Raw genomic sequence first — 21232 nt, 5'->3', positions numbered from 1 at the left:
TCACCTTTGTGGCTGAAGCGTTGCGTTGACCTGCGGGCGGGCGGCGCGGCGTTCAGGTCATGGCCGCCCCCAGCACCCGCATCGCCTGGCGATGCAGCTGCGGCGTGGCGGCCGCGACGACGCGGCCCTGCGATTCGAGACTGAGCGGCTGCCCAGACCAATCGGTGATGACGCCGCCCGCGCCTTCGATCACGGGCATCAGCGCCAGATAGTCATAGGGTTGCAGGCCGGCTTCGACCACCAGATCGACGTGGCCGCTGGCCAGCAGGCCATAGCTGTAGCAATCGCCGCCATAGCGGCGCATGCGCGCGGCGCCGGCCAAGGCGTCGAAGGCGGCCAGCTCGGCGCCTTCAAAGATGTCGGGCGACGTGGCGTACAGGATCGCGTTGCGCAGTTCGGTACAGGCGCTGGCGTGGCAGATGTCGCCGTTCAGGCGCGCCGGCGAACCGGCCGCGCCGATCCAGCGTTCCTGCAACATGGGAATGTCGATCAGGCCCAGCACCGGGCGGCCCCGATGCAGCAGCGCCAGCAGCGTGCCCCACAAGGGGTTGCCCGAAATGAACGCGCGCGTGCCGTCGATGGGGTCCAAGGACCACACCAGTTCGGCCTCGGCGCGCAGGGCGCCGAACTCTTCGCCAAAGAGGCCATGCTGGGGGTAGCGTTGCGCGATCGCGTCGCGCAACGCGGCCTCGACTTCCCGGTCGGCCTGCGTCACGGGGCTTTCGTCGGCCTTGGTGTCAACGGACAGCGGGTGCCGGAACCACTTGCGGGACAAGGGCCGGACGCGGTCCGCGAGCGTCTGCGCGAACGAGGAATATTCGGCCAATTGCTGCGCCGTCAGCGCGGCGGAGGTTTGCATCACGGTGCTCCCAGGGGTTTTTCCAGTCTAGACACGTTGCCCCAAATTTGCAAATATACCTAAAACTGCAACCTCGCCCCTTACGGCAGGGTCGCCGTCCGCATCAGTAGCTCGCACCGTTGCCATGTATTCCCCACCGGAGTCCCATCATGCAATGTATGAAGAAGCTTAGCGTTGTGGTTGCAGTAATTTCCCTAGGTTTCGCGCACGCCGCCCACGCCGGTCCCATCACTGTCTACACCGCGCTGGAGGAAGATGAGATCGCGGCCTATCTGAAGGCGGCCAACGCGGCCATGCCGGATGTGAAGGTCAACGTGCTGCGCCTGTCTACGGGCGACCTGGGCGCGCGCCTGATCGCCGAAGCGGCGAACCCGCAGCAGGACGTGATCTGGGGCTTTGCCGTCAGTAACATGCTGGATCCGCGCTTGCAAAACCTGCTGGAGCCCTATGCGGCCAAGGGCATCGACACTCTGCCCGCCCAGTACAAGGGCGCGGACAACAAGTGGTTTGCCGCCACCGGCTATGTCGCCGCGTTCTGTGTAAACACCGACCGGTTGAAGTCCAAGAAGCTGCCCATGCCGACGTCTTGGGAAGACCTGGCCAACCCCGTTTATAAAGGCGAGATCGTCATCCCCAGCCCAGCCGCTTCCGGCACGGGCTACCTGCAGATCGTCGCGTTGCTGCAGGGTTTGGGCAAGGAAAAGGGCTGGGCGCTGCTGAAAGACCTGGACAAGAACGTGGCGCAGTACACGCCGTCGGGGTCGCGCCCCTGCAAGATGGCCCGCGCCGGCGAATACGCGATCGGCGTGTCGTTCGCGTTCCCCGCCATGCAGTCCATCGAAGAGGGCTATCCGGTCAAGATGGTGATCCCCAAGCAGTGGGTGGGCTACGAGCTGGAGGCGTCCGGACTGATGAAGACGGCAAAGAATCCCGCCGACGCCAAACGCTTCCTGGATTGGACGCTATCCGCGCAGGCGGGCGGCCTGTACAGCAAGTACAAGGAACTCGTCACGATCCCGGGCGCCGCCCCCAACAAGGCGGCTGAAGCTGCGGGCCTGCCGAAGGATCTGACCGCCGTCTTGTATCCCGTGGATTTCCAGAAGTCGGCCGCCGAGCGCGACGCCACGATCAAAACCTGGCAAGACACCATCAAGCGTTAAGCCAAGCGCGGCGGGCGTGCCTGCCGCGCTTGCGTCTGGGAGACGCCATGTATCTGGAACTGCGCGGCATACGCAAGACCTTCGACGGGTCGGTAGCGCTTGAGGATATCGACCTGTCCGTCGGCGAGCATGAGTTCGTGTGCCTGCTGGGCCCTAGCGGTTGCGGCAAGACGACCTTGCTGCGCATCGTCGCGGGCCTGCTGCCGTTCGACCGGGGCACCATCACGCTAGGCGGGCGCGACCTGAGCAGGCTGCCGGCGCGTAAGCGCGGATTCGGCATCGTATTCCAGTCGTATTCGCTGTTTCCCAACATGACCGTGGCTGAAAACGTGGGCTACGGCCTGCGCGTCCGTGGCGAACCGCGAGATCGCATTGCCGCTCGGGTGGGTGAATTGCTGGCGTTGATCAAGCTGCCCGACTACGCGTCGCGCTATCCGCACCAACTTTCGGGAGGACAGCAACAGCGTGTGGCGCTGGCGCGCGCGCTGGCGGTGGACCCGGCGCTGATCCTGCTGGACGAACCGCTGTCGGCCTTGGATGCGCGCGTGCGCACCGACATGCGCGCCGAAATCCACGACGTCCAGCGCCGGTTGAAGATTCCCACGATGATGGTCACGCATGACCAAGAAGAAGCGCTGACGCTGGCCGACAAGATCGTCTGCATGAACGACGGGCGCATCGAACAGGTGGGATCGCCGTCCGACCTCTACCTGCGCCCCCGCACGCGCTTCGTGGCCAACTTCGTGGGCTTGAGCAATCTACTGCCCACCGATTGGGTGAGCCATGCGATGCCCCATCTGCTGGCGACGCGGCCTGAAGGCGCGAACGAACGCTATGAAGCCTGCCTGCGCCCGGAAAACCTGCGCATCGCCGCCGACGAGCAAGGTCCGGGCCGCGTGCAGGATATGACCTTCATGGGCAACCTGACGCGGCTGCGCGTCGCGTGGCTAGGGCGCGAGCTGGTGGTCGAGCAGCATGGCATGGCAGGGCTGTCCCGCGGCGCGCCCGTTCGGCTGGACGTGGGACCCGGCGAATGCGCCTGGGTCAGCGTATGACCCCGCAGGCCGGGAGCCGCCGATGAACACACTGCATGCCGACGCGGCCGCCGCGGCGCCGGCCGGGTGCGCGCCCTGGTCCGCCGACCGGGTGCTGCTGTGGACTTGCGTGGCGATCCCGCTGGCCGGGCTAGCGCTGTTCTTCCTGTATCCGCTAGCCGCCGTGGCGTGGCGCAGCCTGGTGGAAAAGGACGGGTCGATCGGGCTGGGCAACTATGCCGAGGTATTCGCCACGCGCGGCATCCTGAACGCCACCGTCAACAGCCTTGTGATGAGCGCCGCCACCACCGCCGTCAGCATCACGCTGGGATTCGCCGTCGCCTATGGCCTTGACCGCAGCTGCATGCGCGGCAAGGCGCTGGTCCGACTGGCGCTGGTGTTGCCGCTACTGGCGCCGTCGCTGGTGCAGGGGCTGGGCCTGATATTCATCCTGGGACGCAACGGGCTGGTACACCGCTGGACCGGTTGGGAGGTCGATATCTATGGCTTCTGGGGCCTGTTGATTTCGAACGTGTTCTACGCCCTGCCCCAGGCCGTGCTGATCCTGCAGGCCGCGTTGCGCAACATGGACGCCCGCTACTACGACGCAGCCGAAGTCATGGGCGCGTCCAGCGCGCGGCAATTCTTCGATATCACCTTGCCCAACTGCAAGTTCGGACTGCTGAGCGCCGCCTTCGTGGTGTTCGTCATCACCATCACCGACTTCGGCAACGCGGCGGTGATCGGCGGCAATTACCGGGTGTTGGCCACGGAAATCTACAGCCAGGTGTCGGGCCAGATGAATTTCGGCATGGGGTCCGTCGTGGGCATCCTGCTGTTGTTGCCGTCGCTGATCTCCGTGCAGATCGAGCGCGTGGCCTCGCAGCGCCAGTTCGGGTCGGCGTCACCCAGCGGCGTGCGGGTGGCTCCCCAACGCGCCCCCGTTCGCGACGCGGTGTTCGGCATCGGCGTGCTGCTGGCCTGCGGCACGATCATCCTGACCGTGGCGACTGTGATCTTCGCCAGTTTCATGCGGCTGTGGCCCTACCGCATGGAATGGACGCTGAAGCACTACGACATCACCGTCAGCGGCGGCTACGCCCCTCTGTGGACATCGCTGTACCTGTCGCTGGCGGCTGCCGGCGGCGGCGTGCTGCTGCTGTTTTTCCTGTGCTTCGGTGTCTGCCGTATCGGGCGCGGCTGGGCCAAGATCGTGTACCTGTTGTCTGTGCTGCCCGTCGGCGTGCCCGGCCTGGTGTTGGGCCTGTCCTACATCTTCGCGTTCAATGCGCCCGGTACGCCGCTGTATGCGCTGTACGGCAGCGCGGCGTTGATCGCGCTATGCAATTTCTACCACTATCACACGCAGGGCTTCCTGACGATGATGACGGGGATGCGTGCGGTGCCGCAGGCGTTGGAGGAAGCCGTCAGTTGCTTGGGCGGCGGCACGGTGCAAGTCTTGCGCGATGCGGTATTGCCTCTGATCGCGCCGACGGTGCTGGGCGTGTTCTTTTTCCTGTTCATGCGGTCGATGGTGACATTATCGGCGGTGATCTTTCTGGTGACGCCGACGGTCAGCGTGGCGCCCGTGTCGGTGCTGCGGCTGGATGAGGCCGGGTTCGTTTCGCAGGCCGCGGCGTATTCCACGCTTATCATGCTGGTCGTTGGAGGTTCTTTGCTGGCCATGCGCGCGTTGATCGCCGGGGCGGCGCGGCGGCGGAGATAGATTAGGAAGCATCGGATATGTGGCAAGAAGAGCGGTATCAAAGAATCCGCGCGCTGCTGTCGTCACTGCAGCAGGTATCGACCGACCGCATCGTCGGAGAGCTAGGCGTATCGCGCGAAACCGTCAGACGGGACCTGCTTGAACTGGAGGCGATGGGCGAATTGCGCCGCGTGCACGGCGGCGCCGTGCCGGTGCACAGCGAACCTCCGATCGCCGAGCGCGTACACACGCGCGTGAAGTACAAGCGCGCCATCGCGCGCGCCGCGGCGGGACTCGTGTCCAGCGGCCAGACCTTGTTCCTGGACGCGGGCAGCACCACCAGCGTGCTGGCCGACGAGCTGGCCAAACTGTCCGGCCTGACCATCATCACCAACTCGTTCGACGTGGCGCTGAAGGTGGGCGCGGCCGGCAGCGGCGCCAATCAGCTGATCATGTTGGGCGGCGCGGTGGGCGGCCCGGTCTGCGCCACCGCCGGCGACATCACTGTCGCCGAGATCCACCGCTACCGCGCGGACCTGGCCTTGCTGTCGCCGGTAGGCGTGGATGCGGAGTGCGGCGCCACCAATTACGACCTGCGCGAGGCGGAAGTCGCACGCGCGATGACCGGCAATGCCAAGCAGTTGGTGCTGTTGGCCGACTTCAGCAAGATCGGCCTGTGCAGCCGCGTATCGTTTTGCGGCGCGGACCGCATCGACCACCTGGTCACCAACACCAGCGCGGAAAAAATGCCCGCGTTCACGGCGCTGAAGGCCGCGGCGGGCAACGTGCTGGCCGTGTAGGGCTGGCGGTGATGGGCCGGCCCAGCGACCCGTAGCGGCAACGGCTCAGTCGAGCGACACCCCCGCCGTCTTCACCATGTCCGCCCAATACACCGTGTCTTCCTGCAGCCGCGTCTTGAACGCGTCGGGCTGGCTGCCCACCGGCCAACTGCCGCCGCTGTTGATCTTGGCGATCACGTTGGGCGACTTCATCGCCTGCGCCACCGCGCCCGCCAGATAGGCGACGCGATCGGGCGGCGTCCCGGCAGGGGCGAACAAACCGTACCAATCATCGGCGGTGATGCCGTCCAGGCCGCTTTGCTTGAGCGTGGGCGCGCCTTTGAAGACGCCGATGCTGTTTTCGTGACTCAGGGCCAGGATGCGTAGCTTGCCCGCGGTCACCATCGGTTCGGCCGACGCGGGCGACGTGATCAGCATGTCTACCGTGCCGCCCATCAGGTCGGTGATGGCGGGCGCCGCGCCGCGATACGGCACATGCACCAGGTTCACGCCGGCTTTCTTGGACACCAGGGCGCCCATCAGGTGGCTCATGGTGCCGTTGCCGGGCGTGGCGTAAGTGATGATGCCCGGCTGCTTGCGCGCGGCATCCAGATAGTCGCCCAGCGTCTTGTACGGGCTTTCGGTTCGTGCCACCAGCACCAGCGGCGCAGAGGTGATCTGCGAGATCGGCGTGAAGTCCTTCACCGGATCGAAGCCCACGTTCTTGTACAGGCGCGGGTTGACGGCCATGACACTGGTCTGCGACATCACCAGGGTGTAGCCGTCGGGCTTGGCGCGCGACACCTGCGCCGTGCCCACGTTGCCGCCCGCCCCGGAGCGGTTTTCCACCACGACGCTCTGGCCGGTGATGGCGCCCAGCTCTTGGGCGATCAGGCGCGCCACGTTGTCATTGCCGCCCCCGGGCGGAAACGGCGAGACCACGGTGATAGCCTGCTTGGGATAATCGGCGGGCGCTTTCAGCGCCTGGACTGGGGCTTGGGCTTGGGCCGTAGCGCTGGCGCCCCACATCAGGCCGGCCATGGCCAGGGCGGCTGTCCCGCAAGCGTGCAATGCATGGTGTTTCATCTGGATTTCCCCTTGAGTCGGCGGCCGGATACTCGGCCGTCCTTTGCATTCCGGTTCGCCATGAACCGTCCGCACCCCGTCGGCAGAAGCCGCCGGGGCGTATTGATCGGGTTGATGCATCTGTATTCGCGCCACGCGGCCTCTTCGGGCTGCTCTGGCGCTTGCGCCCTGGATGGGCGGTGTCAATGCACGGCGTCAGCCGGCGGGAAACCGGTAGCCCGCCAGCTCGCGTTCATCGATCTGCTTGACCAGGTTGGTCTCCCAGGACAAGTACTGTCGCGCCGCGGCCTTGTTGCCGTCGTGGCGGTCGTGCACGAAAAACAGGTAATCGATGCACTCGTTGTCGGTCGGAACGGCAGGGGTGGATTCCAGCGCGATGCCCGCCGCCGCCCAGCTGGCCGGCGTGCCGGTGTTCACCTTGACGTCGCTCACGCCCAAGGCCGTCAGGTCTTCCATTGCCCACGCCGCGATGGCCGCGTCTTCGGCCAACAAGACGACGGGGAGGCCGGGATCCAGCGCCAGACGATCCAGGCGCGGGCGGATCGACCAACGCGCCCCCACGATGTGGCTGGCCCGATAGCGCATGCCCGGGCGCAGATCGACAAGCTGGGCGCCCTGCGCCAACGCCGCGGCCACGCCGGCATCGGACAGCGCCGAAACGACGGGAGTGTCAGCGGCCGGCGCGTCGTTTTTCAGCGCGGCGCGCACGCCCTCTTTCAGCACGCAGGCATCCCAGCCCATTTGCCGCAGCCAGCTGGCCACGACCGGCGCGCGCACCCCTTCCGCATCGAACACGACGATGCGCGCGCCGCGCACGGCCAGGTATTGGTCGGTGGCCTGCACCAATTGCCCGCCCGGCGTGTGCTGGGCCCCGGGCAATGAACCCTGCGCGAATTCCTCGGCGCTGCGCACGTCGCACAGGAAGGTACTGCGCGTGGCGTCGCGCAGCCATGCCTGTACCGCGCCTACATCGACCATCGGCACGCCGTGGCGCTCGGCCAGTTGCGCCGAACGGGCGGCAAGCCCCGGCAGGTCATCGGGCGCAACGCGGTCGTCATAGCGGCGGCTTGCGCCGTGTTCCAGTTGCAGGTCTTCCAGATACCAGCCCTGCGTGCCGTTCTCCAGCGCATAGACGGGATTAGGTACGCCCAGGTTGATGAGCGTCTGCGCACCGATGATGCTGCGCGTGCGGCCCGCGCAATTGACGACGATGGTGGTACCGGGGCGCTTGGCCAGGGTGTGGGCGCGCAATGCCAGCTCGCCGTTCGGGCAGCAGATGCCGCCGGGAATACTCATCTTCTGGTATTCCGCGAACGGCCGGCCATCCAGCACGATCAGGTCGTCGCCGCGCCGTTGGCGCTCGGCCAGCTCTCGGGCACCGATGCGCGGCGTGTGGAACACTTCTTCGGCCAGTTCGCCGAAGGTCTTGCTGGGTACATTCACGCCGGCAAAGGCGGCATAGCCGTCCTGTTGCCACTGCGCGATGCCGCCCGCCAGACGATGCACCTGGCGGTAACCCAGTTTTTCCAAGGCCCGGGCGGCGCGCTGGGCGGTGCGGTCGCTGCCGCCATCGTCGTACACCACGACCCGAACATCGCAGCGCGGGGCCAGGCGGACGATATCGATCTCAAGCCGGCTGTATGGCACCGGCGCAGCGTAGAACAGGTGCGACTCGCCGTATTGGCCGTGTTCGCGCACATCCAGCAACGCAATCTCGCGGCCGTCGTGCAGCCATTGCTTGAGCGTGTGCGGGTCGATATCTGTGGCGCCAAGGTTGGAGGTAGGGTGCATCATGAGATTCGTAGGGAACGGGGGGATTGGGCAAGCGCGGACAAGCCTTGTTCAAGGTCGCCGATCAGGTCGTCGGGGTCTTCCAGGCCGATATGCAGGCGCAGCATCGCGCCGCGGGGCGTCGGGTCCGGCAGCGAACGCGAATTCAGCTGCACCGGGATCACCAGGCTTTCAAAGCCGCCCCACGATGCACCGATGCCGAACAGACACAGGCTGTCTATCAGCCTTTCGACATCCGCCATGTCGAATGCGTCGTCCAGTTCCACCGTCAACAGACCGTTGGCGCCGGAGCAATCGCGGCGCCAGATCGCGTGCGAAGGGTCGCCGGGCAAGGCCGGGCAGAGCACGCGCGCCACCTCGGCGCGGCCCTGCAGCCATTGCGCGACCCGCAACGCGTTCCTGGCGTGCTGCGCCATGCGTAGCGGCAATGAACGCATGCCGCGCAGTACCAGGAAGGCGTCGTCGGCCCCGACGGTCTGGCCGAAGTCGATAGAGGCCCGTTCCAATGCGCGCCAGGCGCGGCGGTTGACGACGGCGGCGCCCATCATCACATCGGCATGTCCGCCCAGGTATTTGGTGGCCGCCAGAAGAGAGATATCGGCGCCCAGCGTCAGCGGTTTGTGTATCAAACCCGACGCCCACGTGTTATCCACAGCCAGCCAGCAATCGTGTTTTCGCGCGGTTGTGGATAACTCGGTGAGGTCCGGCATCTCGTAAGTCAGCGACCCGGGAGACTCCGCATAGATCATGCGGGTAGTGGGCCGGATCAGCGCGTCGATGCCGACGCCATCCGGCCGGTAGAACGTGTATTCGATGCCCAGCCGCGTCAGGTGCTCGACGCAGAAGCGGCGCACGGGTTCGTATACGGCGTCGGTCACCAGCACATGGTCGCCGGTCCGTAGATAGGCCAGCAGCACGGTTGCGATCGCCGCCTGCCCCGTGGGGTACAACGCGGCGCGATAGCCCTGTTCCAGCTCCACCAACGCGTCTTCCAGCGCATGCGTGCTGTCGGTACCGCGCGCGCCGTAGGACGGCAGGCGCTCTTGCTCACGGCGTTCCCGCGTGTCGCGCCAGGCGGCGACGCTATCAAAGACATAGGTGCTGGCACGCGTGACGGGGGTGTTGACCCACCCTTGATGAGGGCGTCCCGCGCGCAGCAGGCGCGTGGCGGACCGGTAGGGCTTGCTCATGGTCAGCGGCGCGTCTTCACGCCGATGGGCATGATCTTGCAGGTGCCCGCTTCCAGGTCGAAGCCCAGGCGCTCGTTCAGCGTTTCCAGGGCGCGGCCGTACATGTGCAGGTGGCGGATGACGCTGTCGCCCTGGATTTCGACGGCATGGATATCGTCGGGCATCAACGCGATGCCGGCGCCCGGGCCGACCACGACCGTTCCGGTTTTCTCCAGCCGCCCCACGCCTGGCACCGACCCGTCGTCGGTACGGTCGTAGACGTAGTTGTATTCCACGCCTTCCACGGCGGCGATACAGGCCCAGGTGGTGTGATTGTGCGGCACGATCTTGTTGCCGGGGCGCATGACGTTCAGGTAGAGCGCATAGCTCTTGTCGTCGTCTTCGGCGATCAGGTAGCGCGCCTGGCGCTCGCCGTCTTCGGGCGCTGCGTATCGCTCGCCCGTCCACCAGTCGGTGTGGCTGGCCAAGCCCACCAGCTCTTGCAATACCTCGTCGAGGCTGTCGCGGTTCAGCCCCTTATTTCCTACAGTTTTTTTAATATTTCCTATCGCGGTATCGATGCCGGCCTGATGGGGATGCGGGGAGCTCATTGTGACTTTTCCTCTTGTTTCACGCGTTATTGCATTTAATGTATCGCCCGCGCCTCGCGCCAACAATTTAATTTGCCTTAACATTCCATTAGCATCGCTAATACTTTAGAGCCCGACATGCGCAATTTGGACCTGGATCTGCTTCGCACCCTGACAGCCATCGCCCAGCACGACACGTTTTCGGAAGCGGCCAACCGGCTGCACAAGACGCAATCGGCCATCACGCAGCAAATGCAGCGGCTGGAAGCCACCATCGGCCTGCCCTTGTTCGAAAAACAGGGGCGCAATAAGGTGCTGTCGTCGCATGGACGGCGGCTGGTGGAATATGCGCGTCACATGCTGGCGATCAACGATGAGGCGTTGCGCGCGCTGCAAGACGGGCCGTTGGAGGGAGACCTGCGGCTAGGCGCGCCGCTGGACGTGGCGGACACCATCCTGCCCACGCTACTGACGCACATCGCGCGTTCGGCTCCCCGCGTGAAGCTGGAGATCCGCGTGGACCGAAGCCCGTTCCTGATGGATGCCCTGCGCGCCGGAGAAATCGACCTGACGATATCCACGCGCTTCGACCAGGACTTCGAAGGCGTGGCGCTGCGCACGTCCCCCACCGTCTGGCTGGCCTCCGCCGACTACGTGCATGACGTGCACGCGCCGGTGCCGCTCGTGCTGGCGGACGAACCCAGCATCTTCCGCAGGCTGGCCCTGAACGCGCTGGAGCAGGCGCGTGTGCGCTGGCACACCAACTATGTGGCGCCGAACCTGGTGGGGATAAAGGCCGCGCTGCGCGCCGGACTGGGCGTGACGGCCCGCAGCGTGGAACTGCTGGGGCCGGAAATGCGCGTGCTAGGGGAAAAGGAAGGGCTGCCGCCTTTGCCGGACGTAACGTACTTCCTGTGGATAAGGCGGGATCTGATCAATCCGTTGACGCGTCAGGTCTATGACATGCTGCGGGCCAACCTGGGCCTGGCGCAGCAAAGCGACGCGGGCGGCACGCCGCCGCCCGATCAGTAGCGGTCGAAGATCGCCTGCAGGGCGGCCGCGTCGCGGGTGACGGACAAGCCCAGCATCAGCAAAATGCGCGCCTTTTGCGGATTCAGATCGCGGGCGGCGATGAAGCCCAGGCTGGCATCATCCAGTTCGACATCGCGCGCCACGAAGCCGCTGCCCGTGCGGCTTGCGCGCACCACGGCCGTGCCGCCGGCGACCGCGCGGCTCAGGGCGTCAATGCCCAGGTCGGTGGCGTTGCCGTCGCCCACGCCCGCCAGCACGATGCCGTCAGCCAGGCCAGCCAGGAAGTCGATCAGGTCGGCTTGCAGGTTGGCATGGGCGTAGACGATATCCACGCGTGGCCAGCCGGCTTGTTGCAGCAATGCGAGTGAAAACTCGCTTTGCGTGGTGTGGGTCGTGGTGTTGCGTGAATAGAAGCACGGCACGCCGCCATGCATGACGCCGGCGCGGCCACGATTGGGCGACGCAAAGGCGCACAGGCCGGCGCTGGCGATCTTCTGGATCTCGCGCGCGTAATGCACGTCTTCGTTCATCACGACCAACGGTCCGCGCCCGCGGGCGTCGGGATGGCGCGCCAGCGCCACCGCGTTGTACAGGTTGGCGGGCCCCTCAGCGCCCAGCGCCGTGGCGGGGCGCATCGCACCGACCAGGACAACGGGCTTGTCGTGGCGAATCACCAGGCTCAGGAAGTACGCCGTTTCTTCAAGCGTGTCGGTGCCGTGCGTAATGACGATACCCGCCACCGAGGCATCCTGGCATAGCGTGTCCACACGTTCGGCCAGCGCGCGCCAAACCTCGTGCGTCATGTTCTGGCTGCCAACATTCGCCACCTGTTCGGCGCGGATGTCGGCAATGCCGGCCAGCTGCGGCACAGCAGCCAGCAAGTCATTGACCGAAAATGAACCCGCCTTGTAGCCCGCCGACGTGGCGTCTGCTTGCGCGCCTGCGATGGTGCCGCCGGTGGCCAGCACCGCGACGACCGGCAGTGCGTGCTCAGGCATCCACGACTCCGGACAGGCCCTGGCGTTCCAGCAGCGAATTCAGGTGTTCCCACCCATGGAAATCGATGACGATCTGGCCCTTTTCCTTGGCGCCCACCTTCAGGGCGACACGCGTGCCCAGATGATCGGACAGCGCTTCTTCCAAACGCGTCAGATCGCGCGAGACGCCATTGGCCTTCTTGCGCGGCGAGGAAGCCGATTCGGTTTCCTTGGCAGTCTTGGTGACCAGCTTTTCAGCCTCGCGCACCGACAGGCGGCGCGCGATGATCTGGTTGGCCAACTGGATCTGGGTCGCGGCGTCGACCGCCAGCAGCGCGCGGGCATGGCCCATGTCGACGTCGCCAGCCAGCAGCATCGTCTGCACCGGCGCCGCCAGGTTCAATAGACGCAGCAGGTTGCTGGTGGCAGAGCGCGAGCGGCCGATTGCCTGCGCGGCCTGTTCGTGCGTCAGACCGAATTCATCCAGCAGGCGACGCACGCCGTGCGCCTCTTCCAAGGGGTTCAAATCTTCGCGCTGGATATTTTCGATCAGCGCCATAACGGCCGCATTCTCGTCCGCCACATCGCGCACCAGCACCGGTACTTCTTTCAAACCCGCCAGTTGGGCGGCGCGGAAGCGGCGTTCGCCCGCGATGATCTCGTAATGGCCGGGCGCGGTGTCACCCAGCGCGCGCACAAGAATGGGTTGCATGATGCCTTGCGTGCGGATCGATTCGGCCAGCTCACCCAAGGCGCCCTCGTCCATGCGCGTGCGCGGCTGATACTTGCCGGCGCGCATCTTCGAGATAAGCAAGGTGGATGGCGGACCCTCGGGCTTGGCCGCGACGGCCTTGCCGATATTGTCGATCGCCGGCGCGTCCGCGCCCAGCAAGGCGTCCAGTCCGCGACCCAATCCCTTGGGTTTCTTGGTGGCCATAGTTAAATCCTCTTTCCTTCTGTTTTTGTATCCCGAGCCTGGCTCAGGCATCCGTCTGCTCGGCGGGCAAACGGTACCAATACGCGTAACAGTCTTTGAAGCCGTAGCGGCCATACAAGACGCGCGCGGCGGTGTTCTCCGGCTCGACCTGCAAGTACGCCGTTGTCGCGCCGCTGGCGGCGCCTTCGGTCAATAGGTAATCGACCAGGGCATCGGCGTAGCCTTTACGCCGTTGCCCCGGGTCCGTGACGATGTCGAACAGGCCCAGCAGGTCGTCATCGCGAACGGCCAAGCCCGCGGCAACGCACTGCCCCGCCGCGTCGAACGCCAGCACCGGCTGCTTATCCACAGCCAGTCCTTGCAGACGCGCTTGATGTTCACTGGCGTGTCCCGGCGCCGAACCGCGCATGGCCGCGACCGCCTGCGCGAAGCCGCTGGTGTCGACTTTCCTGAAATGCAGATCGCCCCGGACGCTGGGTCTGGGGGCGAGCGACATGCTCATGACTCGGGTCTCGCCGGTAAAGATATAGCCGCGGGCCGCCAGCTCGGCGTCCAGCGAAAAATCGGGGCCGATGGAGGTAATGCGTAGCACCATGGGCAAGCCATGGCGCGCATACAACGAAGAACAATACGCCAGCCGCTCGTCCAGCGGACGTGTGGATAACCCCAGCACATTCACACTGCGCACGCGCTTGGCTTCCGAGTGCGCAAAGCGCACCAGCCAACCATCATAGAGCACCTGCGCGCCGACGGCGGTCGCATTCAACGCAGCCTCTTCCAGGCGCACGCGCAGGCCGTCCCGCACATCGGCGAGCGGCGTGCGGGAAACCTGCGTGGCGGTCGGGGAAAAGAGCGCGGCAACAGACATGGCAGTGCTTACTTCAGGTCTTTCCTGACGCGCTCGATCATTTCAGCGCCGAACGAAATGTAAGCCTGCGCGCCGCGTGACGCACGGTCATACACGACGCCGGGCATGCCGTAACTGGGTGCTTCGGCCAAACGCACATTACGGGGCACGACGGTCTTGAAAACCTTGTCGCCGAAGTGCGCTTCAAGCTGGGCGGACACTTGCTGTTGCAACGTCATGCGCGGGTCGAACATCACGCGCAGCAGGCCGATGACGCGGAGGTCGTCATTGATGTTGCGGTGGACCCGCTTGATGGTATTGACCAGGTCGGACAGCCCTTCCAGCGCAAAGTACTCGCACTGCATCGGGATGATGACGCCATGGGCGGCAGCCAATCCGTTAAGCGTCAGCAACGATAGCGTCGGCGGGCAGTCGATCAGCACAAAATCGTATTGGCCCGCGACGGTGTCCAGCGCGGCTTTCAGTTGACGCTCACGTTCGTCCATCTGCACCAGGTCGATCTCGGCACCAGACAGCTCGCGGTTGGCAGGCAGCACGTCGTAACCGCCGGATTCCGACTTCACGCGGGCCTGCTCGATGGTGGCCTCGCCGATCAGCACCTGGTACAGGTTGGATTCCAACGCATTCTTATCGATACCGCTGCCCATCGTGGCATTGCCCTGAGGGTCCAGGTCCACCAGCAGCACGCGCTGATTATGCGTGGCAAGGCCCGCCGCCAGATTGATGGCGGTCGTCGTCTTGCCTACGCCACCCTTTTGGTTGGCGATGCAAAAGACGCGGGCGGTTGTGCTGGGGGGTAAGTTCTTCATAGGGTTCCTTGACTGCGTCCTTCACCGCGGTCTTCGCCGCGGCGCATCCAGATCAGGCAGCGCTCTGCTTGCAGCTCCGGTACCCGGAGCGGCTGAATATGGTCGACTTGCCATTCCCCGCGCGCGTGCAGCGCCTGAATTTCTTCATCGGGGACCTTGCCCTTCATGGCGACGAGGGTACCATCGATGCGCACGTGGCGACCCGCGAGCTGCGCAAAATCGTCTAACGACGCGAAGGCTCGAGAGGTAACGATATGGCACTCGGCCGGCGCCAGCGTTTCGATGCGCGCATGGCGCGCCTGCAAGTTGGGCAGGACCAGCGCGCCGCTCATCTGGCGCACGAACGCGGTTTTCTTTTCAACGGCGTCAATGCATGTCACGGACCACATGGGCCGCATGATTGCCAGGACGACGCCAGGCAGGCCGCCACCCGATCCGACGTCGTAGACCTTGGCCGAAGTGTCCGCGGCGCCCAGCGCCTGGCTAAGAGGACCCACGGCGGCCAAGCTATCGAACAGATGCTGGATCAGCATCTGCTGGGGATCACGGATAGCGGTGAGGTTGTACGTCCGGTTCCAGCGTTGCATCTGGGACAGGTAATTCAGCAGCTTGGCGTGCGCGGCGTCGTCGACGGGCAGCCCCAATTGCTCGCATGCGCGAGACAGGCGGCCGGCCATGTCCGCGCCGGCCGGGTCGGTATGCGCGGTCATGCGGCTTGCTTGCGCGAGCCGTAATGCAAGCGCTTCAGATGGATCAGCAACAACGAGATTGCAGCGGGGGTGACGCCAGAGATGCGTGCGGCCTGGCCGACGGTTTCCGGGCGATGCGTCTTCAACTTCTGGCGAACCTCGAACGACAGGCTCGTCACGGCGTCGTAGTCGACATCTGCGGGGATGGGCTGTTGCTCGTGCGAAATCTGCTTCTGGACTTCGTCTTGTTGGCGGGCGATGTAGCCGGCGTACTTCACCTGGATCTCGACCTGCTCCGCCAGGACGTCGTCTTCGACTACGCCCGGGCCTGCCAACAGCGAGCCGTCGACGTTGCGCGCGGCCATCAGGGCTTCATATGAAACATTCGGCCGTTTCAGCAGATCTGCTAGTGAGTACTCACGTTCAATCGCCTTGCCCAGTAGCGGTTCAGCGACCTCGACGGGCAGGAGGCGCGGATTCACCCACGATGACTTCAGCCGTTCCACTTCCGCCGCTACCGCATCGCGCTTGCGGTTGAACGAATCCCAGCGCGCGTCGTCGACGATGCCCAGTTGACGCCCGATTTCGGTCAGGCGCAGATCGGCGTTGTCTTCACGCAGGCTCAGGCGGTATTCGGCGCGCGAGGTAAACATGCGATAGGGTTCTGTCACGCCACGCGTTACCAGGTCGTCTACCAGCACGCCCAGATAGGCTTCATCGCGCCGCGGCGTCCAGGGGTCACGCCCCAGCGATTGCAGTGCGGCATTCACGCCAGCCAGCAATCCCTGGGCGGCGGCTTCTTCGTAGCCGGTCGTGCCATTGATCTGGCCGGCGAAGAACAAGCCGCCGATTGCCTTCGTCTCAAGCGTGCTTTTCAATCCACGTGGATCGAAGTAGTCGTATTCAATCGCGTAGCCCGGGCGCATGATGTGCGCGTTTTCCAACCCCCGCAGGGAATGGATCAAGTCCAACTGCACGTCGAAGGGCAGGCTGGTGGACACACCGTTGGGATAGACCTCGTGGGTGTCCAGCCCTTCCGGCTCCAGGAAGACCTGGTGGGATTCTTTGTCGGCAAAGCGGTGGATCTTGTCTTCGATGGACGGGCAGTAACGCGGCCCCACTCCTTCAATGACGCCGCTGTACATCGGCGAGCGATCCAGGCCGCCGCGGATGATGTCGTGTGTCCGGGCATTGGTATGCGTGATCCAGCACGGGAGCTGGCGCGGGTGCATGGCCACATTGCCCATATACGAGAACACCGGCACGGGGTCCAGGTCGCCCGGCTGCGCTTCCAGGATGCTGTAATTGATTGAGCGTCCGTCGATGCGCGGCGGGGTGCCCGTCTTCAGGCGCCCTTGGGGAAGCTTGAGTTCCTTCAGGCGCTGGCCCAGCGAAATTGCCGGGGGATCGCCGGCACGGCCCCCGGAGTAATTCTGCATACCCACGTGGATCAAACCGTTCAAGAACGTGCCGGCGGTCAAGACCACTGTCTTGGCGCGGAACTTCAGGCCCACCTGGGTCACGGCGCCTACTACCCTATCGCCCTCCACCATCAGATCTTCGACCGCTTGCTGAAACAGCCACAGGTTTGGCTGGTTTTCCAGACGCCCACGGATAGCCTGACGGTAAAGCACCCGATCCGCTTGAGCGCGCGTCGCGCGGACGGCCGGGCCTTTCGATCCGTTCAGGATGCGGAACTGAATCCCGGCCTCGTCCGTTGCCAAAGCCATTGCGCCACCCAGGGCGTCGACTTCTTTGACAAGATGGCCCTTTCCAATCCCGCCGATGGAGGGATTGCAAGACATTTGGCCAAGGGTCTCGATGTTGTGCGTCAGCAGCAGCGTCTGTGCGCCTGCGCGGGCTGACGCCAGCGCCGCTTCAGTGCCGGCGTGGCCGCCACCGACGACGATGACATCGAATTCGCGGGGATAGTCCATGATGGGGAGAGAAAGATAAGAGAGCGTTCGGTGGTCATTATAGAGGCAGGGGTGGCATGTTTCACGTGAAACATAAAACTGGCCAAGATTGAGCCATTGTCGTCCAACCCGCGTAGGCATTTGGCAACGCAGTCCGCCCGAGGCGCGACGAATATGTCGGCATCTGCCGGTGTTTACGCTGGATGTTCCACGTGAAACAGACCACGGTCTGTCGGATCACCGTCTGTCGGACCAGGGTCGATATCAGGCGGAACGCGAACCTACATTGATATGTTCCACGTGAAACATAGGGCCCTACCGCCATATCCTAGGTGGGCTTGAGCAGAAGCGGCACAGCGAGTGCATGCCTGCCTACATTGAAATCTGCACTTTGGCCGTTGTTTCACGTGGAACATATGGCGCCTGCACCGCTTCCTCGTGGTTGTCTCAGGCGAAGAAACGCTGCGCCAAGCGGGTAATGTTCCACGTGAAACATTGCACCGGCGTAAAGAAAAGTCGGGTGTTCCACGTGAAACATGCCAAACAGGGTCACCCGATGAGCCGTCGAAGTGGAGCTTGTTTCACGTGGAACACTCTCAATTTAGGGACATTGATGTCGGGTGACGGCAGAAAGACAGGAAGCCAAGCCCTCACTTCATCACTTGAGTGACCCCGGCAAAAAAAACCGAGCACGACTTCGGCCCGTCGACGGAGCATCATAGGAAGGAAAAAAACGATTTTTCTACCCCTACCCTACCCCTTGCCAAAAATATCGCGCTTTTTTTAAGTTTCACGTGAAACATGATTGATGGAACAACGGAAAAGCCTGCCTGCTGCAAGAACGGAACATAACCTGTGAGTCCGTACACGTTCTACAAGCGCTCCAGAACTTTACGAAATTCGTGCGCTGTTCATCGTCGTGTTTGTTCACAGCAAGCAGTGGATAACCAGGCAACAAAAAATGCCGCGGATTTGTCTCTGCCTAAACCATGACTTATCAACATCCCTGCCGTTGCCGGCCCCGTACCGTGCCGCGAATTCACGTGGAACAACTTTGGGGATAACTTGGCAAGACAGCAGTCTTAAGACGACGAGAAAGCGTGCCAGACGCCGCGTCGAAGCTAATCGCCCATATCTTCGAAACGCCCCAAATATCCAACGCCTTTCATAGGAGAAACACGTTTTGCGGCAGAGGTAGAACAGCCCCGGACGGGACCACCACTGGTTCCTTTCCAGGAGGCGGGTAGCAGATGAAAAGACGTGGACAACTTTGTGGATAAGATTCGATTATTGGCCAGTTAAGCTGTTCTTTCAGCCAGCCACCCCGACAAAGCGTGCGAGGGAACTCCCCAAGTGCATGCGAGTCAAATCGCCGCCAATCACAGTGCAGCGAGTTATCCCCATCGTTGTCCCCCGCGCCCAAACCTTCGTTCGTATATTTGCCGTCGCGCCTGGGCCGATGGTCCTGGACCGTTGTCACTACAACTATCTTGCTAGAGCCGGGACCGGTACGCCATCATCCATTTGGAGGAGGCTAACGGTTTCATGTGAATCCTGTGGAAAACTCGACATCGAGATCTTCTGAACAGGTTTCGTTGCTGCCCCACCGGAACAACAAAGCTAGCGCGACGAGCCGTCACGAATGCGATTCAACATGCTTAATGCAGTCACAACAAACTGCCAAGGCCGCCGTCGGATACCACTATCCCCATTTCTATCCACAGGCAGACGCCCCCCGATTTAGGCTAATCCGGGGTTTTTCTGTGCATAACCAGGATGGGGATATCTTTGTGAACAACCGTCTTTCGCAAGCGCAAAAGACGGCCTGCGGCGACCACAAAAGATAATGACCCGCGCCTCTGGCTAGATGCCAATACCGTCTGAAAACGTCGCCAAAACCCTGTTTTCCCCGGGAAAGGACGCTGTTTCATGTCAAGCAGCAGACGTCCGGCAAATCGACGGGCGTTCAAATCCCCGGCGCGGAATCGCTTATTGGCGGCATCGAAAATCTGTGCAAAACCCTAAGGCGCAAGAGGCGGGTGCTTCATTAGTGAGCACTAAAATCCTAAGTCCGGGAAATAATTATCCACAGACTTATCCAAGGCTCGAGGATATGTTAGTGACCACTAACATTGAGGTTAACGCTACGGACAGCGCGTGCCGCGAAGAATAAGTTTCCGCGCCCCAAAACGAAACAACGCCCCAGACTCGGAAGTCTTGGGGCGTTGTAGCCAGGTTGGACCTGGCGGACGGGAAAGTGGGATTTCCCGATTTAGAGCGGGCGAATTTCGGCCGCTTGAGGTCCTTTCGGACCATCCTTAACTTCGAATTCGACTTCCTGGCCTTCGTTCAGGCTGCGATAGCCGCGGCCCTGGATGGCGGAAAAGTGTGCGAAAACATCGGTGCCACCAACGTCCGGCGTGATGAAACCGTAACCCTTGTCAGCGTTGAACCACTTAACTTTGCCCTTCTGAGCCATTTTTTCTAGCGTCCTGTAATTGAATCGAATTGCAATGAATCAAGGACGCCGTGAGAACTGAACGACCGGTAGAAATACCTGCGTTGCTGCTGCGTTCCCGCTCGTCGCCAAGCAACAGAACGAGTCCGCGCGCTGCTTGAATCAACTGCGGAATCAGCATACTCATCCCACATTACGCGCTCATATTGTTGTTTACCCCAATGTCGCATTTTTCTGACTGGAAGCGAATTACCGTTAGGCGGAATTTGCTTGTCGGCGCGCCAGAAAGGCGTAGATAGGGCCTGTCACGATCACCACGAACACCATGCGCATGACGTGAAACGCGGTGACGACCGGCACGCCCAATTGCAGCACCTTGGCCGTGATCGCCATTTCGGCGATGCCGCCCGGCGTGGTGCCCAGGATCAAGGTAGGTACGGGCGCGGCGGACCAATAGGACAGCAGCGCACCCAACCCGAAAGCCAGCGCTAAAGCACCGATCGTGAATGCCGCCACGACCGCAATGAAACGGGGCGCCGCGCGGAAGAAATCCGGACGGTAACGATCGCCCAACGACCATCCGATGAACAACTGCCCGACCTTCGGCACGAAGTCGGGCAAGGCCGACAATTCGACGCTGGAAGCGGTCAACAGCATCGCCACCAGCATGGGTCCAAGCACCCAGGGATTCGGCAGGCGCAGCTTCATGAAGACAAGGCCGCCAATGCAGGTCAGCGCCACCAGCGCGGCCAGGCCAGCGGCATCCACGGCCTTGGGACCTGGCACCGTGGGGTCCAGCCCCGCCACGCCCCACCATTGGAAAATGAACGGCACCGTGACCACTACCAGCAGCACACGCACGCTGTGCGCGGTTGCCACACGGTCTATTCGCGCCCCGTGACGTTCCGCCAGGCTGGCCATTTCACTGGCGCCTCCGATGGCCGAAGAAAACCAGGCGGTCTTGAAGTCGGCGTCGGTAAACCGGCGCAACATCGCGGTGCCCATGAACGCCAGCGCCAATGCGAACAACATCCCCACGATGATGGGCCCAGCGTTGGTGCCGATGTGGCCAAGCACCTGCGGCGTGAAGTACAGCCCCAAGGACGTACCTATGACCCATTGCCCGCCGTTGCGCGCGGGCCGGGGGCACACCGTGCCCAAGCCGGCGATGCGTGTCGCCGCCGTTACCAGCAATGCGCCCAGCATCCACGGCAAAGGCATATGCGCCCACACCGCCAGCAGCGCGCCGGCCAGCGCGATCAACAGTCCGCCCAATACCCTCAACAACATGTTTTGACCCACGATCCCATCCACGTGCATAGCTAATACGAAAAACGAATTATGAGTTAGTGGGATACTTACGAAAACTTTCT

General features: G+C 63.3%; 18 protein-coding genes. 5 read left to right on the top strand and 13 right to left on the bottom strand.

The genetic code is table 11. The features are described from left to right. Positions 1-52: 52 nt before the first annotated feature. A complete protein-coding gene (hisN, locus tag ACI0FO_RS11970) occupies positions 53-859 on the bottom strand; it encodes a histidinol-phosphatase (RefSeq protein ID WP_416026918.1) in 807 nt (268 codons plus the stop codon). Between the two features lie 149 nt (positions 860-1008). Here hisN and ACI0FO_RS11965 point away from each other — a divergent pair, with 149 nt between their 5' ends. The 4 genes from ACI0FO_RS11965 to ACI0FO_RS11950 are packed head-to-tail and all read left to right on the top strand — an operon-like array spanning position 1009 to position 5558. Beyond that, positions 1009-2019 carry an ABC transporter substrate-binding protein gene (locus tag ACI0FO_RS11965; RefSeq protein WP_416026916.1) on the top strand — a complete coding sequence of 337 codons (1011 nt, stop codon included), beginning with the start codon at positions 1009-1011 and terminating at the stop codon, positions 2017-2019. A 47-nt stretch (positions 2020-2066) separates the two neighbouring features. Further along, a complete protein-coding gene (locus ACI0FO_RS11960) occupies positions 2067-3074 on the top strand; it encodes an ABC transporter ATP-binding protein (RefSeq protein WP_416026915.1) in 1008 nt (335 codons plus the stop codon). Positions 3075-3096: 22 nt separating this feature from the next. Further along, positions 3097-4779, top strand: a complete 1683-nt coding sequence (locus ACI0FO_RS11955; RefSeq protein WP_416026913.1) for an ABC transporter permease subunit — start codon at positions 3097-3099, stop codon at positions 4777-4779. A gap of 17 nt (positions 4780-4796) precedes the next feature. After that, the gene (locus tag ACI0FO_RS11950) at positions 4797-5558 is read left to right on the top strand and encodes a DeoR/GlpR family DNA-binding transcription regulator (RefSeq protein ID WP_416026911.1); all 762 of its coding nucleotides are present in this window, start codon (positions 4797-4799) and stop codon (positions 5556-5558) included. Between the two features lie 45 nt (positions 5559-5603). Here ACI0FO_RS11950 and ACI0FO_RS11945 read toward each other — a convergent pair whose 3' ends face one another. From ACI0FO_RS11945 to ACI0FO_RS11930, 4 genes are all read right to left on the bottom strand, one after another. Then, positions 5604-6623, bottom strand: coding sequence for a Bug family tripartite tricarboxylate transporter substrate binding protein (locus ACI0FO_RS11945; RefSeq protein WP_416026909.1), 1020 nt, complete (start codon positions 6621-6623; stop codon positions 5604-5606). 195 nt (positions 6624-6818) lie between these two features. Next, complete coding sequence (locus ACI0FO_RS11940) at positions 6819-8414, bottom strand: rhodanese-like domain-containing protein (RefSeq protein ID WP_416027401.1); 1596 nt, start codon at positions 8412-8414, stop codon at positions 6819-6821. After that, positions 8414-9604, bottom strand: a complete 1191-nt coding sequence (gene metC, locus ACI0FO_RS11935) for a cystathionine beta-lyase (RefSeq protein WP_416026907.1) — start codon at positions 9602-9604, stop codon at positions 8414-8416. Before metC ends, ACI0FO_RS11940 begins: the two co-directional genes overlap by 1 nt. 2 nt (positions 9605-9606) lie before the next feature. Further along, positions 9607-10194: a hypothetical protein gene (locus tag ACI0FO_RS11930; RefSeq protein WP_416026905.1), complete on the bottom strand. Its 588-nt coding sequence runs from the start codon at positions 10192-10194 to the stop codon at positions 9607-9609. Between the two features lie 117 nt (positions 10195-10311). Here ACI0FO_RS11930 and ACI0FO_RS11925 point away from each other — a divergent pair, with 117 nt between their 5' ends. Then, positions 10312-11205, top strand: coding sequence for a LysR substrate-binding domain-containing protein (locus tag ACI0FO_RS11925; RefSeq protein WP_416026903.1), 894 nt, complete (start codon positions 10312-10314; stop codon positions 11203-11205). On the opposite strand, the gene ACI0FO_RS11920 is transcribed toward ACI0FO_RS11925, so the two are convergent. The 8 genes from ACI0FO_RS11920 to ACI0FO_RS11885 all read right to left on the bottom strand — a co-directional run bounded on the left by ACI0FO_RS11920 (position 11199) and on the right by ACI0FO_RS11885 (position 21149). Then, positions 11199-12203 (bottom strand): asparaginase, encoded by a 1005-nt coding sequence (locus ACI0FO_RS11920; RefSeq protein ID WP_416026901.1) that lies wholly within the window; start codon positions 12201-12203, stop codon positions 11199-11201. The two genes, ACI0FO_RS11925 and ACI0FO_RS11920, sit on opposite strands and share 7 nt — an antisense overlap. Further along, entirely contained in the window at positions 12196-13119 is a 924-nt protein-coding gene (locus ACI0FO_RS11915) for a ParB/RepB/Spo0J family partition protein (RefSeq protein ID WP_105555669.1), read from the bottom strand. The genes ACI0FO_RS11920 and ACI0FO_RS11915 overlap by 8 nt, the downstream gene beginning before the upstream one ends. Before the next feature lie 43 nt (positions 13120-13162). Further along, on the bottom strand, positions 13163-13987 hold the full coding sequence (locus ACI0FO_RS11910; protein WP_416026900.1) for a GNAT family N-acetyltransferase: 825 nt from the start codon (positions 13985-13987) through the stop codon (positions 13163-13165). Positions 13988-13995: 8 nt separating this feature from the next. After that, positions 13996-14796 carry a ParA family protein gene (locus tag ACI0FO_RS11905; RefSeq protein ID WP_006227953.1) on the bottom strand — a complete coding sequence of 267 codons (801 nt, stop codon included), beginning with the start codon at positions 14794-14796 and terminating at the stop codon, positions 13996-13998. Then, positions 14793-15506 (bottom strand): 16S rRNA (guanine(527)-N(7))-methyltransferase RsmG, encoded by a 714-nt coding sequence (rsmG, locus tag ACI0FO_RS11900; protein ID WP_416026898.1) that lies wholly within the window; start codon positions 15504-15506, stop codon positions 14793-14795. Before rsmG ends, ACI0FO_RS11905 begins: the two co-directional genes overlap by 4 nt. After that, positions 15503-17422: a tRNA uridine-5-carboxymethylaminomethyl(34) synthesis enzyme MnmG gene (mnmG, locus tag ACI0FO_RS11895; protein WP_416026897.1), complete on the bottom strand. Its 1920-nt coding sequence runs from the start codon at positions 17420-17422 to the stop codon at positions 15503-15505. The genes rsmG and mnmG overlap by 4 nt, the downstream gene beginning before the upstream one ends. 2251 nt (positions 17423-19673) lie before the next feature. Next, complete coding sequence (locus ACI0FO_RS11890; protein WP_006216596.1) at positions 19674-19880, bottom strand: cold-shock protein; 207 nt, start codon at positions 19878-19880, stop codon at positions 19674-19676. Positions 19881-20114: 234 nt separating this feature from the next. Next, positions 20115-21149 carry an AbrB family transcriptional regulator gene (locus tag ACI0FO_RS11885; RefSeq protein ID WP_416026894.1) on the bottom strand — a complete coding sequence of 345 codons (1035 nt, stop codon included), beginning with the start codon at positions 21147-21149 and terminating at the stop codon, positions 20115-20117. Positions 21150-21232 lie beyond the last annotated feature (83 nt).

Source organism: Achromobacter marplatensis (assembly GCF_049060505.1).
In the GTDB taxonomy this organism is placed as follows: Bacteria; Pseudomonadota; Gammaproteobacteria; order Burkholderiales; family Burkholderiaceae_B; genus Achromobacter; species Achromobacter marplatensis_A.
The sequence above is the reverse complement of the archived record's forward strand: the minus strand, read 5'-3'. Positions and strand labels throughout refer to the sequence as shown.

What these genes read in the sequence shown, in the direction of transcription:
- hisN (WP_416026918.1), bottom strand. Translation starts at nt 859, where the DNA reads ATGCAAACCTCCGCCGCGCTGACGGCGCAGCAATTGGCCGAATATTCC.
- ACI0FO_RS11965 (WP_416026916.1), top strand. Translation starts at nt 1,009, where the DNA reads ATGCAATGTATGAAGAAGCTTAGCGTTGTGGTTGCAGTAATTTCCCTA.
- ACI0FO_RS11960 (WP_416026915.1), top strand. Translation starts at nt 2,067, where the DNA reads ATGTATCTGGAACTGCGCGGCATACGCAAGACCTTCGACGGGTCGGTA.
- ACI0FO_RS11955 (WP_416026913.1), top strand. Translation starts at nt 3,097, where the DNA reads ATGAACACACTGCATGCCGACGCGGCCGCCGCGGCGCCGGCCGGGTGC.
- ACI0FO_RS11950 (WP_416026911.1), top strand. Translation starts at nt 4,797, where the DNA reads ATGTGGCAAGAAGAGCGGTATCAAAGAATCCGCGCGCTGCTGTCGTCA.
- ACI0FO_RS11945 (WP_416026909.1), bottom strand. Translation starts at nt 6,623, where the DNA reads ATGAAACACCATGCATTGCACGCTTGCGGGACAGCCGCCCTGGCCATG.
- ACI0FO_RS11940 (WP_416027401.1), bottom strand. Translation starts at nt 8,414, where the DNA reads ATGCACCCTACCTCCAACCTTGGCGCCACAGATATCGACCCGCACACG.
- metC (WP_416026907.1), bottom strand. Translation starts at nt 9,604, where the DNA reads ATGAGCAAGCCCTACCGGTCCGCCACGCGCCTGCTGCGCGCGGGACGC.
- ACI0FO_RS11930 (WP_416026905.1), bottom strand. Translation starts at nt 10,194, where the DNA reads ATGAGCTCCCCGCATCCCCATCAGGCCGGCATCGATACCGCGATAGGA.
- ACI0FO_RS11925 (WP_416026903.1), top strand. Translation starts at nt 10,312, where the DNA reads ATGCGCAATTTGGACCTGGATCTGCTTCGCACCCTGACAGCCATCGCC.
- ACI0FO_RS11920 (WP_416026901.1), bottom strand. Translation starts at nt 12,203, where the DNA reads ATGCCTGAGCACGCACTGCCGGTCGTCGCGGTGCTGGCCACCGGCGGC.
- ACI0FO_RS11915 (WP_105555669.1), bottom strand. Translation starts at nt 13,119, where the DNA reads ATGGCCACCAAGAAACCCAAGGGATTGGGTCGCGGACTGGACGCCTTG.
- ACI0FO_RS11910 (WP_416026900.1), bottom strand. Translation starts at nt 13,987, where the DNA reads ATGTCTGTTGCCGCGCTCTTTTCCCCGACCGCCACGCAGGTTTCCCGC.
- ACI0FO_RS11905 (WP_006227953.1), bottom strand. Translation starts at nt 14,796, where the DNA reads ATGAAGAACTTACCCCCCAGCACAACCGCCCGCGTCTTTTGCATCGCC.
- rsmG (WP_416026898.1), bottom strand. Translation starts at nt 15,506, where the DNA reads ATGACCGCGCATACCGACCCGGCCGGCGCGGACATGGCCGGCCGCCTG.
- mnmG (WP_416026897.1), bottom strand. Translation starts at nt 17,422, where the DNA reads ATGGACTATCCCCGCGAATTCGATGTCATCGTCGTCGGTGGCGGCCAC.
- ACI0FO_RS11890 (WP_006216596.1), bottom strand. Translation starts at nt 19,880, where the DNA reads ATGGCTCAGAAGGGCAAAGTTAAGTGGTTCAACGCTGACAAGGGTTAC.
- ACI0FO_RS11885 (WP_416026894.1), bottom strand. Translation starts at nt 21,149, where the DNA reads ATGTTGTTGAGGGTATTGGGCGGACTGTTGATCGCGCTGGCCGGCGCG.